Annotated in this window: 8 protein-coding genes; 1 reads left to right on the forward strand and 7 read right to left on the reverse strand. The window is 71.2% G+C overall.

The features are described from left to right. Positions 1 to 58: 58 nt before the first annotated feature. The 7 genes from AB0P17_RS02415 to AB0P17_RS02445 all read right to left on the reverse strand — a co-directional run bounded on the left by AB0P17_RS02415 (position 59) and on the right by AB0P17_RS02445 (position 12,407). Positions 59 to 2,134 carry a regulator gene (locus AB0P17_RS02415; protein ID WP_365806824.1) on the reverse strand — a complete coding sequence of 692 codons (2,076 nt, stop codon included), beginning with the start codon at positions 2,132 to 2,134 and terminating at the stop codon, positions 59 to 61. Positions 2,135 to 2,276: 142 nt separating this feature from the next. Then, positions 2,277 to 5,018: a pullulanase-type alpha-1,6-glucosidase gene (gene pulA / locus AB0P17_RS02420; protein WP_365806826.1), complete on the reverse strand. Its 2,742-nt coding sequence runs from the start codon at positions 5,016 to 5,018 to the stop codon at positions 2,277 to 2,279. A 424-nt stretch (positions 5,019 to 5,442) separates the two neighbouring features. Beyond that, on the reverse strand, positions 5,443 to 7,149 hold the full coding sequence (locus AB0P17_RS02425; protein WP_365806827.1) for a carbohydrate-binding module family 20 domain-containing protein: 1,707 nt from the start codon (positions 7,147 to 7,149) through the stop codon (positions 5,443 to 5,445). A 121-nt stretch (positions 7,150 to 7,270) separates the two neighbouring features. After that, entirely contained in the window at positions 7,271 to 8,965 is a 1,695-nt protein-coding gene (locus AB0P17_RS02430; protein ID WP_365806829.1) for a glycoside hydrolase family 13 protein, read from the reverse strand. A gap of 146 nt (positions 8,966 to 9,111) precedes the next feature. Continuing rightward, positions 9,112 to 10,017, reverse strand: a complete 906-nt coding sequence (locus AB0P17_RS02435; protein ID WP_365806831.1) for a carbohydrate ABC transporter permease — start codon at positions 10,015 to 10,017, stop codon at positions 9,112 to 9,114. Beyond that, entirely contained in the window at positions 10,014 to 11,063 is a 1,050-nt protein-coding gene (locus tag AB0P17_RS02440; protein ID WP_365806833.1) for a sugar ABC transporter permease, read from the reverse strand. The genes AB0P17_RS02435 and AB0P17_RS02440 overlap by 4 nt, the downstream gene beginning before the upstream one ends. Positions 11,064 to 11,132: 69 nt before the next feature. After that, complete coding sequence (locus AB0P17_RS02445; protein WP_365806834.1) at positions 11,133 to 12,407, reverse strand: extracellular solute-binding protein; 1,275 nt, start codon at positions 12,405 to 12,407, stop codon at positions 11,133 to 11,135. Between the two features lie 336 nt (positions 12,408 to 12,743). Between AB0P17_RS02445 and AB0P17_RS02450 the strand changes: the two genes are divergently transcribed. After that, on the forward strand, positions 12,744 to 13,799 hold the full coding sequence (locus tag AB0P17_RS02450) for a LacI family DNA-binding transcriptional regulator (protein ID WP_365806836.1): 1,056 nt from the start codon (positions 12,744 to 12,746) through the stop codon (positions 13,797 to 13,799). Positions 13,800 to 13,805: the final 6 nt, after the last annotated feature.

Consider the following 13,805-nt stretch of genomic DNA (forward strand, 5'->3'; position numbering starts at 1 on the left):
CGGTCACAAGGAATTCTTTGCCGTCGGCCGGGCCCCGGACCGGTCGGGCCGACTCCGGTCAGTCCCCCGGGAGATGGCCTCTGAGTGCGCGGGCGAGGCCGCTGCGGCCGTCGTCGACGAGGCCGCGGTGGAAGGCGTTCTCGTACACCGGGCTCCCGGCCGCCGCCCGTGCCTGCCGCTCGCACTCCTCGCGGACCTGCTCCAGCTCCGGGGTGCCGCGCTGCGGCTGGCCGATCATGCGCCAGAACGCCTGGCCGGTGCCGTAGGCGTGCGCGGCCCGTTCGCCGTCGCCCTGCGCGGCGACCGCGGCGGCGAGCAGGTCGAGGCCGAGGGCGATGCCGAAGCTGTCGCCCAGTTCCTCCTTGCCGGCGACCATCGAGCGGGCGTGCGCCTCCGCCTCGTACGGCCGGCCCTGGAGGAGGAAGATCAGGGCGAGTTGGTAGTCCGCGTACGACCTGGTCCAGCACTCGCCGCGGTCCACGCAGACCCGGCGCAGCTCCGCCGCCTGGTCGCGCGCCTCGTCGAACCGGCCGAGCCCGGTGAGGGCGAAGACCCGGACCAGCCGGCAGCGGAGCTGGGCCGACGAGTCGAAGAAGTCGCCCGGGTGGGTGCGCAGGGCGCGGTCGGCGACGACGTACGACGCCTGGGCGCGGCCCATCATCAGGCAGCTGAGGCTGAGGAGGTAGGCCGCGGAGAGCAGGGAGTCGGACTCCCTGTCGTGCCAGGCGGCGACGGAGCACCGTTCGCCGAGCCGGAACGCGCCCTCGTGGTCGCCCTGGAGCATGAGAGTGACGCCGAGGGCCCACAGGGCGCGGGTGCGGTCGGGGCCCGGGGTACGGTCGGCGTCGAGGGCGTACTCCAGGTAGATCCTGGCCTCGTGGAGGTGGCCGCAGCAGGTCCAGAAGAAGGCGACGCTGCCGGCCATGTCCAGGGCCGCGGCGGGGTCCTCCACGAACAGGTGGTTGAGGGCGGCGCACAGGTCAACGTGAACGTCCGTGATCCTGCGGTACCAGGCGACCTGTCCGCCGCCGGCCCAGCCGGTGTGGGCGCGGCGGGCGAGGTCGGCGAAGTGGGCGGCGTGCCGGTCGGCGAGCAGTTTCTCCTCGCCGAGTTCGGCGAGCCACATCGTGCCGTACTCGCGGATGGTGTCGAGCATGCGGTAGCGGTCGTGGCCGTCCGTGCCAAAGGTGTCCCGGCGCAGCACGGACTGGCGGGCCAGCCCGGCGAGGGCCTGGGTGACGCCGTCGGGGGTGAGCGGGCCGCCGGCGCAGACGGCGCGTGCGTCGTTCGCGTCGATGTCGCCGCGGAAGACGGAGAGCCGGGCCCAGAGCAGCCGTTCCAGGGGCGCGCACAGTTCATGGCTCCAGCCGATGGCGGTGCGCAGGGCGCGGTGGCGCTGGGGCCAGACGTTCTGGTGGGTGAGGGTGTCGAGCCGGGAGTCGAGGAGGAGGGCGATCTGGTCGACGGAGTTCTCGTCGAGCCGGGCGCAGGCGAGTTCGACGGCGAGCGGGATGCCTTCGAGGCGGTGGCAGATCTGCGCGGCGGACGCGAGGGTGTCGGGGTCGTCGAAGGAGAGCCGGGGCGCGGCGCGGGCGGCGCGGTCGCGGAAGAGCTGGAGTACGTCGTCCTGGCCGCCCTGGCCGTCTTCTCCGTCGACGCCGTCGAGCGGCAGCGGGGGTACATCGAGGAGGTGCTCGGCGGGGATGCCGAGGGGCTGCCTGCTGGTGGTGAGGACGGTGAGGCCGGGGACGGCGGTGAGGAGTTCGCCGACGAGGTGGCCGCAGGCCTCCGTCATCCGCTCGCAGGAGTCGAGGACGAGGAGGAGCCGGCGGTGGGCGAGCCATTCGCAGAGGGCGTCGATGGGCATGCGCAGGGAGTGGTCGAAGAGGCCGACGGCGTCGGAGACGGTGATGAGCAGCATCCGCTCGTCGTGGAGGGGGGCCAGGTCGGCCCACCACACTCCGTCGGGGTAGTCTCCCGCCGCGCGGGCGCGGTCGGCGGCGCGCAGCGCGAGTCTGCTCTTGCCGACGCCGCCGCTGCCGGTCAGCGTGGTCAGCCGGTGCTCGTCGAGCGCGCGTTCCACCAGGATCAGTTCGGTCCTGCGCCCTACGAAGCTGGTCGTCTCTTCGGGCATGTTCCCCACCACGGGGACAGTCTGGACCAGTTCGGGCCCAGGACCGACACCCGTGGTGGGAAACGGTCAGAAACGACTGTCATCTGCTGTATTTCCGTCAGTTACCATTGACTTTTCGTCAATTGGTCTGCCACGTACAGATCTATTGGCCCGCACCCGCACTCGCGCCCGCACCCGCACCCGCGCCGGCGTCGAAGACCGCGACCGTGCGCGCCGGCACGGTGAAGGTGCCCGTCGCCCGTTCGTACGCGGCGGACCTGACCGTGCGGTCCGCGCCCCCGGCCTGGACGCGATGCAGCGCGTACGGCCGTCCCGCCAGCTCCGCCACCCGCTGGCTCCGGGTCGACGGCGTCGCGTTGAAGACCACCACCAGATCGCCGAGGCGCATCGTGACGACCCCGGGGGTCTCGTCGGGACCGGAGAGCGGGAAGGAGAGCGCGGACTGGACGGCGGCCGTGGAGGCGAGGGAGAAGACCGGTTCGGTGGTGCGGATACGGAGCAGGTCCCGGTAGGCGGCGGAGGTGGCGTCGATCTGCGAACAGCCGGGCTTCAGCGCCGGGTCGGCCAACAGGGGCCGGGCGTAGGGCCACTTGTCCGCGTTGTCGGCGGCGGGCGGCAGCCCCCGGCCGAAGCCGTTACCGCCGCCGCTGCTGCTGCCGTCTCCGTTTCCGCACTCCCAGTGGATCGCGTTGAACCAGTCGCCGCTGTCGTACGAGTTGCGGTCCAGCGACTTGGAGCGCAGCAGGTCCGTGCCGGCCTGGGAGAGCGCGGGCCCCTGCGAGAGCGCCGCCGTGGCCAGCGCGACCACCTGCATACGGGCACGGTCGCCGGCCGGGGTCGCGGGCGGCAGCTTGAACGCCAGCGCGTCGTAGAGGGTTTCGTTGTCGTGGGCGTCCGCGTAGGCCAGGGCGTCGCCGGGGACGGCCGCGTACCCGGCCGGTGCGCCGTTGTAGTCGACCTCCGCGCCCGTGACCCGGCGCCCGGACGTGTCCGTGAACGCGTACCCCGCGAGGCTGCCCGACAGGCCGACCTTCACCAGGTCCTGGGAGTGCAGCAGCCGGGCCCGCTGCTCCTCCCTGCTCCCGTTGGCGGAGGAGGAGTTGGGGTCGGTGTAGAGGCCCGAGGCGAAGCCCTGGACACCCGGGTCCGCGTCGAAGGGGCCGCCGCCGCGCACCGCGTCCCGCGCCCGGTCGGAGAAGGTCGCGACACCGGTGCCCGCCATGTTGCGCTGGGTGGCCTGGACGAAGCGGGAGTCGTCGGCGATCTCGCCGAAGTTCCAGCCCTCGCCGTACAGGACGATGGCCTTGCCGTCGACGCCGTCCTTCGCGGGGGTCAGCGCGTCGAGCGCCTTCCGTACGGCGAGGATGTTCGCCTTGGGGTGGTGGCCCATCAGGTCGAAGCGGAAGCCGTCCACCTTGTACTGCCTGGCCCAGGTGACCACCGAGTCGACGACGAGCTTGCCCATCATGGCGTTCTCGGGCGCGGTGTTCGCGCAGCAGGTCGAGGTGGCGACCGTGCCGTCCGCGAGCAGCCGCTGGTAGTAGCCGGGCACGATCCGGTCGAGGACGGACTTCTCGTCCTGGCCGCTCGCCACGGTGTGGTTGTAGACGACGTCCATGACCGTGCGCAGCCCGGAGGCGTTCAGCGACTGCACCATGCGCCGGAACTCGACCGTACGCCGGGTCCCTTCGGGGTCGGAGGCGTACGAGCCCTCGGGCACCGTGTAGTGCAGCGGGTCGTACCCCCAGTTGTACGCGTCCCGGGCCGCGGTGCGCGCGACACACGCCTGCTGCTCGGCCGAGTCGGGGGCGTACACCGCCACGTCGCAGCCCGGCACGGCCTGTTCGGACTTCTTCTCGGGGATGGTGCCGATGTCGAAGACCGGGAGGAGATGGACGTACGAGGTCCCGGCGGCGGCGAGCGCCCGCAGGTGCCGCATTCCGTTGGACGCGGTGTCGGTGAAGGCCAGGTATCCGCCCGGGTGGCGCGAGGTGGGGTCCGCGACCGAGAAGTCACGGACGTGCAGCTCCTGGATCTGCGCGTCGCGCAGCGGTACGGCCTTCGGCTTGCGCAGGGTGGACCAGCCGGCGGGCGCGAGCCGCGGATCGGCGAGGTCGGCGACGAGGCTGCGCGCCGAGTCGGTGGTGAGCGCGGTCGAGTACGGGTCGGTGACCTTGTTGGTGACGGTCCTGCCCGCGCCGGGGGCCCAGACGGTCACGGCGTACCGGTACGGCTCACCCGCCCAGGAGGCGGGGCCGCGCACCGACCAGACGCCGGAGGCGTCGTCGCGCCGCATCGGCACCGTACGCGCGTCGGCGCCGGCCCCGAGTTCGAGGGAGACGGTACGGGCGGTCGGCGCCCAGACGGAGAGGGTGGGGCGGCCCCCGGTGAAGACCGGGCCGAGCGATGCCTTGGCCGCGCGGGCGCTGTAGAGGTCGTCCAGGACGCCCTGGATCTGCACGCCGGTGGCGGCGAGGAGGGCGCCGTCGGCCGCGCGCTGGACGGCGGTGACCTGGCCGCGCACCGCCGTACGGGCGCGGGGGCGGTCCCGGGGGTCCACGGTGAAGGCCGGATACTCCGCGAGGTGCGGGAACCGGGCCCGCTGTGCGTCGGTGAGGCGGCCGGGCGTGAGCCGCAGCCGCCCGTCGCCGTACGCCAGCTCCTGACGGCTCCCGGGGGCGGCGGCGACCTTCCAGACGACGGTGCCCGCGTCGATCCACAGGGCCTCGGCGGTGGCCGCCGCCGGCGCGGAGGCGGATGCGGATGCGGGTTCGGACGCGGGTGAGGAGGCGGACGCGGCGGTGGCCGGTACGGGCGCGAGCGCCGCGCACAGGGCGGCGGCGAGGACGGCGGTCACCGCGGCGCGCAGGGACGGGCGTATCACGCGAGGGCTCCTGAGATGGGGAGGAGGGATACGGAGGCGAGCGGAGTGAGCGGGGCGAGCGGGGTACGGCGACCGGGCGCCGGACGGACCTCGGATGCGGCCCGCCCGGCGCCCGGCGCGGGACGGTGCCCGGCACGGACGGTGACCGGGCCGCTGGCGCCCGGCGCGGGCGGTACCCGGCTCGAACGGCGCTAGGTCGAAAGTCCCGCCTGGCTCGCGACGCCTGGCAGGCACGCCCGCTGCGTTGTCGGAGTCGTCCACGTACGTCCAGGCCATCGAGGGCGCCGATCCTCCGCCTTGCGATCGCGCTCGGCGTCCACAGGACGAATCAAGGTGCCGAGACGGAGCGAGCGGAGCGAGTGCAGTGCACCAGACGCCGCAAGCCCCGCCCTGCGGGCGGACGGCGCTACTTTCGCAACACGCCCTAGCCGCGCCAGGTGTCGTTCAGCGTGACCTTGCCGGACGCGGGCACCGTGGCCGTGCGGTTGGCGCCGCTCTCCCACGTCACCGCGCCCGCCGCATCCTTGCGGAGGTACTTGTACTCGAACGTCGTGCCCGCCGGGAGCGCCACGTCGAGCTTCCACACCGGGTAGGCCGCCGGGTCGAGCTTCAGCGCGCCACCGGTGCTCCAGTTGGCCAGCGCGGACTGGTTACCGGTGACATAGATGTTCTGTCCGACCGTCGTCGTCGCGTTGACGCCGAAAGACGCCCCGGAGGAGCCCGGCTGTGGCTCCGTACCGCCGCCACCGGAGCAGGTCCGCGCGCCGGTGTGGAGCGCGAGCGCCGTGTTCGCGCCGAGCGTCGCGGTGAACTGGCCCGAGCCGTTGACCGTCACCGCCTTCCCGCTCTGCACGTCGCAGTAGGCGCCGCCCGGCAGGGAGGTCTGGAACGTACGGGTCAGCGCCGAGCCCTCGTGGTTGATGGCCACGTACCCCGCCGAACCCCGGCCGAAGGCGATCTGGTCGCCGCCGTTGTCCCACCAGTCGGTGACGGCCTGGCCCCGGGTGGTGTTGCGGAAGCCGACCATGGACGAGATCTCGCGCCAGGCGTGCTGGCACTTCCAGCCGTCGCTGTAACAGGCGTTGACCGTACCCCCGTTGGGTGGGCCCGCGTCGCGGTCGGTGTACTCGTACCCGGAGTGCACATCGGGCGAGCCGTACGGCCAGGCCAGCATGAACACATTGGCCAGCGTGTAGTTCGCGCCGTCCTTGTAGCTGAGGGTGTCGCCGCCGCGCTCGGTGTCGTGGTTGTCGACGAAGACGGCGGACTTCCCCGACGCCATGTACCCCCAGCTCTCGCCGAAGTTCTTCAGATAGGCCAGGTTCTCGTTGAGGAAGACCCGCTTGAGGTCCCGGGCGTACCGGAACTCCTGGACGTCCCCGGTGCCGAGATACTCGCTGGGCGAGACCGCCTCACCGGCGCCGTGGATCGCCTCCTGCTTCCAGTAGGCGCCCGGATCGCTCAGCCTGCTCCTGATGTTGGCGAGGTCGGCGGCGGGCATGTGCTTGGCCGCGTCGATGCGGAAGCCGTCCACGCCGAGCGAGAGCAGGTCGTTGAGGTACGCGGCGATCCGGCCGCGTACGTAGTCCTCGCCGGTGTCCAGGTCGGCGAGGCCGACGAGTTCGCAGTTCTGGACGTTGGCGCGGTCGCCGTAGTTGCTGATGGTGGCGCGGCAGTCGTCCATGTCGGCGCCCGAGTAGATGCCCGGGTAGTTGTACTTGGTGTACGGGGTGCCGCCGGTGCCGGTGCCGTCACCGGCGGCCATGTGGTTGATGACGCTGTCGGCGACGACCTTGACGCCCGCCGCGTGGCAGGTGTTCACCATGTTCGAGAAGGCGGCGCGGTCCCCGAGACGGCCCGCGATCTTGTAGCTGACGGGCTGGTACGAGGTCCACCACTGGCCGCCCTGGATGTGTTCCTGGGGCGGCGACACCTGTACGTAGCCGTAGCCGGCGGGGCCGAGGGTGTCCGTGCACGCCTTGGCTATGGAGTCGAACTTCCACTCGAAGAGAACGGCGGTGACGTCCTTGCTGCCGGGCGGCGCCGCCTGCGCGGTCCCCGTGGGGACCGTGAGGGCGGCGGCCGCGCCCGCCACGAGGGCGAGCGCGGCCGCCAGGGGTCTGCGAGCCATGATTCCTCCAACAGCACTGGTGGGGGAGGTGCGGGTGACTGCTTGCCGTGCTGGTGGTGCGGGTGGTGCGAATCGTGCAGGTGGTGCGTCTCTGGGGGGGGGACTCAGCGGTGGCTGTCGCTCAGACCGTCCACCACACCGTGGTGTCGGCCGGCAGCTCGAACTCCGCGCCCGGGGCGGTGTCCCCCGCGCCCAGCGGTCCGCTCGCCAGCAGCCGCGTGCCCGGGGCGGGGATCCGTACCGCCGTCCCCGTCGTGTTGACGGTGCAGACGAAACCGTCCCTGGCGAAGATCAGCACGCCCTCGGGCGCGTCCCGCCACGCCACGTCGGTGCCGGCGCCGAGCCCGGGGTGTTCCTTGCGTACGGCGAGCGCGGCCCGGTACAGCTCCAGCGTGGAGGCCGGGTCGCCGGTCTGCGCCTCGACGGAGAGCTCCCCCCACTGCTCCGGCTGCGGCAGCCAGCTGCCGCCCTCGCCGAAGCCGTACGAACTCCCCTCGCGGGTCCAGGGGATGGGCACCCGGCAGCCGTCGCGGAAGCCGTCCTGGCCCTCGGCGCGGAAGTACGACGGGTCCTGCCGGGCCTCGTCCGGCAGGTCGGTGACGTCGGGGAGCCCCAGCTCCTCGCCCTGGTAGATGTAGGCGGAGCCGGGCAGGGCGAGCATCAGCAGCGTCGCCGCGCGGGCCCGGCGCAGCCCGAGCGTACGGTCCCCCGGCTCCCGGGTCTGGGTGCCGGTGCCGGGCGGGCCCGCGAAGCGGGTGGCGTGCCGGGTGACGTCGTGGTTGGAGAGCACCCAGGTGGTGGGGGCGCCGACGGGACGCATCGCGGCGAGGGAGAGGTCGATGACCTCACGCAGCGCCGTACCCTCCCACGAGGTCGACAGGTACTGGAAGTTGAACGCCTGGTGCAGTTCGTCGGGGCGTACGTAGTGGGCGGTGCGCTCGACGGTCGGCGTCCAGGCCTCGGCGACGGCGATCCGGTCGCCGGGGTACTCGTCGAGGATGGTGCGCCACTGGCGGTAGATCTCGTGGACACCGTCCTGGTCGAAGAAGGGCGTGCCGCCGTCGGCGGTGCCGAGCAGCCTGAGCCGCCCCGCGCCGCCCACATCGGGCAGGCCCTCCGCCTTCACCAGGCCGTGGGCGACGTCGACACGGAAGCCGTCCACGCCCATGTCGAGCCAGAAGCGCAGGATGGAGCGGAACTCGTCGGCGACCGCCGGGTGGTCCCAGTTGAAGTCCGGCTGCTCGGGGGCGAAGAGGTGCAGATACCAGTCGCCGGGGGTGCCGTCGGGGTCGGAGGTACGGGTCCAGGCGGAGCCGCCGAAGACGGACTCCCAGTCGTTGGGCGGGAGTTCGCCGTGCGCGCCCTTACCGGGCCGGAAGTGGTACCGCTCGCGCAGCGGGGATCCCGGGCCCTCGCGCAGCGCCCGGCGGAACCAGTCGTGCGCGTCGGAGGAGTGGTTGGGCACGAGGTCGACGATGACCCGCAGATCCAGCGCGTGGGCGTCGTGGATCAGCGCGTCGGCGTCGAGGAGGGTGCCGAACATGGGGTCGATGGCGCGGTAGTCGGCGACGTCATACCCGGCGTCGGCCTGCGGGGACGCATAGAAGGGGCTGAGCCAGACGGCGTCGACGCCCAGTTCCCTCAGATACGGGAGGCGGCGGCGTACTCCGTCGAGATCGCCCATTCCGTCGGCGTTGCCGTCGGCGAAGCTACGTGGATAGACCTGGTAGATCACCGCGTCCTGCCACCAGCCGTGGCGGTGGCCCGGGGCGTCGTCGGACGTGCCGGAGAGAGGGGCAGCGAGGTGCTGGGTCATGTCGTCCCTGGAGTGTCTGGGGGCGGGTGGCCTGGAGTGTCCGAAGGCCGCGGTAACCAGTGCCGCGACCGGCAAGCTTTGCCGGTCGCGGCACCAGCGGCGGACTTGCTGCTGTGCCGGCCTGCCGGCCTGCTGGTGTGTTTCCGTCAGCCCTTGACCGCGCCCGCCGACATCCCGGTGACGAGATGGCGCTGGGCAAAGAGGAAGACGAGGGCCGCCGGGACGGCGATCAGTACGGACGCGGCGGTCATCGGGCCCCACTGGGCGCCGTACTGGTTGACGAACTTCTGGAGGCCGCCGGCGAGGGTCAGGTTCTCGTCGCCGACCATGAAGGCGGAGGCGTACGCGACCTCGCCCCACGCGGTGATGAAGGAGTAGAACGCCGTGACCGCGAGACCCGGCCGCGCGAGCGGCAGGATCAGCCGGAAGAAGGTGCCGAAGGGGGTGAGCCCGTCCACCATCCCGGATTCGTCGATCTCCTGCGGGATGGTGTCGAAGAAGCCCTTCATCATCCAGGCGCAGAACGGCACGGCGATGGTGAGGTACGTGATGACGAGGCCGGTCGGATTGTTGAGGAGCCCGAGGCCCGACATGATGTTGTAGATCGGCACGATGAGGACGGCGACCGGGAACATCTGGGTGATCAGCAGCGTCCACATCAGCCCGCGCTTGCCGGGGAAGCGGAAGCGGCTGACGGCGTAGCCGGTGGTGGCGGCGACGAAGACGCCGAGCACGGTGGTGAGGCCCGCGATGAGCAGCGAGTTGCCGAACCAGGTGAGGAACGGGGTGTCCCGCAGCAGGTTGGTGTAGTTCCCGAACGTGGTGTCCTTGAAGAAGTCCGTGGTGGTCGCGTAGCTCGCGGGCTTGAGCGAGGTCAGCAGGACCCACAGCACGGGGAAGACCGCGATCACCGACGCCACGACGAGGGTGGCGTGCAGCGCGACGGAGGCCGCGGGGGAACGACGGCCTCGGGCTCCGGTGACGGGGGCCGGGGCCGTGTCGGTGGCCGGGGCTTCGGAGACGGCGGCTTCCGGGGCCGGGGCGGTGGTCACCACGTATCTCCCTGCTTGCGGAGGACTCGCCGGTAGACCGCGGCGAAGAGCATCAGGAGGACGAGGATCAGCACGCCCCAGGTGGAGGACTGCGCGAAGTCGCGCGGGCTGATCTCGAAGGAGAACTTGTACGCCTGGGTGACCAGGATCTGGGTGGCGTCGCCGGGTCCTCCCCTGGTCAGCAGGAAGATCACCGGGAACATGTTGAACGTCCAGATGGTGGAGAGCAGGATCACCGTCGTGCTGACGGAGCGCAGCCCCGGCATGGTGATGTGGACGAACCGCTGCCAGGGGTTGGCGCCGTCCATCTCGGCCGCCTCGTACATCTCCCCCGGGATGGACTGGAGTCCGCCGAGGAGCGCGACCATCATGAAGGGCACGCCGAGCCAGATGTTGACGGCGATGACGGAGAACTTCGCCCACGTCGGGTCGTTGAGCCACGGCACGGCGTCGATGCCGCCCCCGGCCAGCAGTTTGTTGAGGAAGCCGCGGTCCTCGTTGTAGAGGAAGCGCCAGGCGAAGACGGAGACGAAGCCGGGCACGGCCCAGGGCAGGATCAGCAGCATCCGGTAGAGGGAGCGGCCCGCGATCCGGCGGTTGAGGATGTTCGCGAGGGCCAGGCCGAGGCCGAAGGTGAGGCCGACGCAGGAGACCGTCCAGACCAGGGTCCAGCCCAGGGTGGACAGGAACTGGTCGCCCGTCAGGGCCGCGGTGTAGTTGTCCAGCCCGACGAACTCGTAGGTGGCGGGCAGGTGGTTGACGCCGATGCTGCGTTCGACGTTGCGCTCGTTGGCGTCGGTGAGCGACAGGTAGACGCCCCGGACCAGCGGATAGCCGATGATCACGCCGATCACGACGACCACCGGGGTGACCATGGTCCAGGCGTACCAGTGCGTCGCCAGTGCCCGGCGGAGTCCCCCGCCCGGACCCCCGGCCGGGCCTCCGGACCCGGTGCCGTGGGGCGTGCCAGAGCCGCGGCCCCGGCCGCGGGCGAGTTCGTCGCCCGCGGCCCGCGCCACCGACTGGCCGGTGGTGTGCACGGACATCAGCCGGCCTCCCTTTCTCCTGCTGTTCCTGCTGTTCCTGCTGTTCCTGCTACTGCTTCTACTGCCCTGCTACTTCCAGCCCTTGAGCAGCTTGCGGTAGGCGTCACCGGTGGTCTCGACGCCCTTCTCCGGGGTGCTCTGGCCGGTGAGGACCTTGGTGTACTCGGTGACCAGCGGCGCGAACAGGCTGCCGGTCTCCGGGATCCAGGGGCGCTCGACGGCCTTGTCGACGACCGGCTTGAAGAACCCGACGATCTCGTTGTCCGCGACGCCGGGCATGGCGTAGACGGAGGTACGGGTCGGGAGCAGGCTGAGCTGCTCGGCGACGGTCGCCTGACTCTGCGCGGCCGTCATGTACTCCACGAACGCGTAGGAGGCGTCCAGGTTCTTGGAGCCCGCGTACACCGCGAGGTTGTGGCCGCCCTGCGGGGCGCCCTGCGCGACGGAGCCCGCCGGTACGGGCGCGATGCCCAGGTTGGCCTTGTCCTTGAACTGCGCGCCGCCGTAGGTGTCGGCCACGGCCCAGGGGCCGTTGATGATCATCGCGACATCGCCGTCCTTGAACGACGCCTGCATGTTCTCCCAGCCGTCGGTGGCGTCGGTCTTGGCGGCGCCGGAGTCGACCAGGTCCTTGACGACGTTCATGGCCTTGACGCCGGCCGGGTTGTCGACGGTGACGGTCTTGGAGCCGGCGTCGACGAGGTTGCCGCCCTCGCCGTACAGGAACGACAGGAACCAGTAGGCGTCGTCGCCGCGCAGGTAGAGCCCGGTCTTCCCGGTCTTCTCCTTGATCGTCTTCGATACGGTCTTCAACTCGGCGACGGTCTTGGGGACTTCGACACCCGCGTCCTTGAAGATCTTCTTGTTGTAGAAGACGCCCATGGAGTCGATGACCTGGGGCACCGCGTACGTCTTGCCGTCGTACTCCGTGGACGCGGCGGCCTGCGGAAGGAAGTCCTTCTCGTCCTTGAGCGCCGGAGTGCCGTCGAGGGGCGCGAGATAGCCGAGATCGGCGAACTCGGGGGTCCAGGCGACCTCGGAGCGGATCACGTCGGGGGCGCCGGAGCCTGACTGGGCGGCGTTCTTGAACTTGTTCTGGGCGTCGCCGAACGGCACGTTGACGTACTTGACCTCGACCTTGGGGTGCTTCTCCCGGAACCCCTCGGCGAGCTTCTTGAACACCTTGTCCTCGCTGCCGACGGTCGAGGTGTCCCACCACGTGACCGTCCCCGAGAGCTCGCCGCCCGAGCTCTTCGAGCCGCCGGAACCCTCGTCGCCGCCACAGGCGGTCGCCGCGAGGGCCAGGATCGCGGCCAGGGCGGTGGCCGTTATGCCACGTCGCATCCGAACTCCTTCAACTGCCGTACCGCTCCGTCGCGGCGCCGGGTCGGACGTGAACGTAACAGCGATGCAAGAAGGCCGAAAGACCTTGCGGAATATTTCTGCAAGGTCCGCCGATCGTTACCGGCATGTGTCCTGCCGATTGCACCGCTCACCCTTGACGGCTCCGCCGATCCCCGTCACCCACCGGCGACCAGGGTCCCCGCCCCCACGGGAGCGCGTCAACCGCACCGCAGGAAGGTTTCGCAAGAACTTGCAAGAACTTGCCGCGCGCCGGCCGGTCCCGCGCTCGCCACGCCCGGTGGGCAATCCGACAGACGACCGGTACAGTCCACTCACATGACCGCACGGCTTGCCGATATCGCAACTCAGGCGGGGGTCAGCGAAGCGACGGTCAGCCGCGTTCTGAACGGCAAGCCCGGTGTTGCCGCGACCACCCGTGAGTCCGTACTCGCCGCGCTCGACGTCCTCGGATACGAACGCCCCGTACGGCTGCGGCGCCGCAGCGCGGGGCTCGTCGGCCTGATCACGCCGGAGCTGGAGAACCCGATCTTCCCGGCGCTCGCCCAGGTCATCGGGCAGGCGCTGACCCGGCAGGGGTACACCCCCGTACTGGCCACGCAGACGCCCGGCGGCTCGACCGAGGACGAGCTGACGGAGATGCTGGTCGAACGCGACGTCTCCGGCATCATCTTCGTCTCGGGGCTGCACGCGGACACCTCCGCCGACATGCGGCGCTACGAGAAGCTGGGCGCCCAGGGCGTGCCGTTCGTCCTGGTGGACGGCTTCTCGCCGAAGGTCAGGGCGCCGTTCATCTCGCCGGACGACCGGGCGGCCGTACGGCTGGCGGTGACGCATCTCGTCTCGCTGGGCCATCAGCGCATCGGGCTGGCCGTCGGGCCCAAGCGGTTCGTCCCCGTGCTCCGCAAGATCGAGGGTTTCCGGGCCACGGTCCAGGAGTTGCTGGGGCTGACCGGGCCGCAGACCGACGAGCTGATCCAGCAGTCGCTGTTCACCCTGGAGGGCGGCCAGGCGGCGGCGTCCGCGCTGATCGAGCGCGGCTGCACGGCGGTGGTGTGCGCGAGCGACATGATGGCGCTCGGCGCGATCAGGGCCGCGCGCCGGCTCGGCCTCGACGTGCCGCGCGACCTGTCGGTGGTCGGTTTCGACGACTCGCCGCTCATAGCCTTCACCGACCCGCCGCTGACGACGATCCGCAAGCCGGTGCCGTCGATGGGCCAGGCCGCGGTCCGTACGCTGCTGGAGGAGATCGGCGGTACGCCCGCCCCGCACAGCGAGTTCGTGTTCATGCCCGAGCTGGTGGTACGCGGTTCAACCGCTTCCGGGCCGGCCCCCGGACCCCCAGGGATATCCGGGTCGCGGCCTAGTACCTGAGACGGA

This window comes from Streptomyces sp. NPDC088124 (assembly GCF_040685895.1).
Lineage (GTDB): Bacteria > Actinomycetota > Actinomycetes > Streptomycetales > Streptomycetaceae > Streptomyces.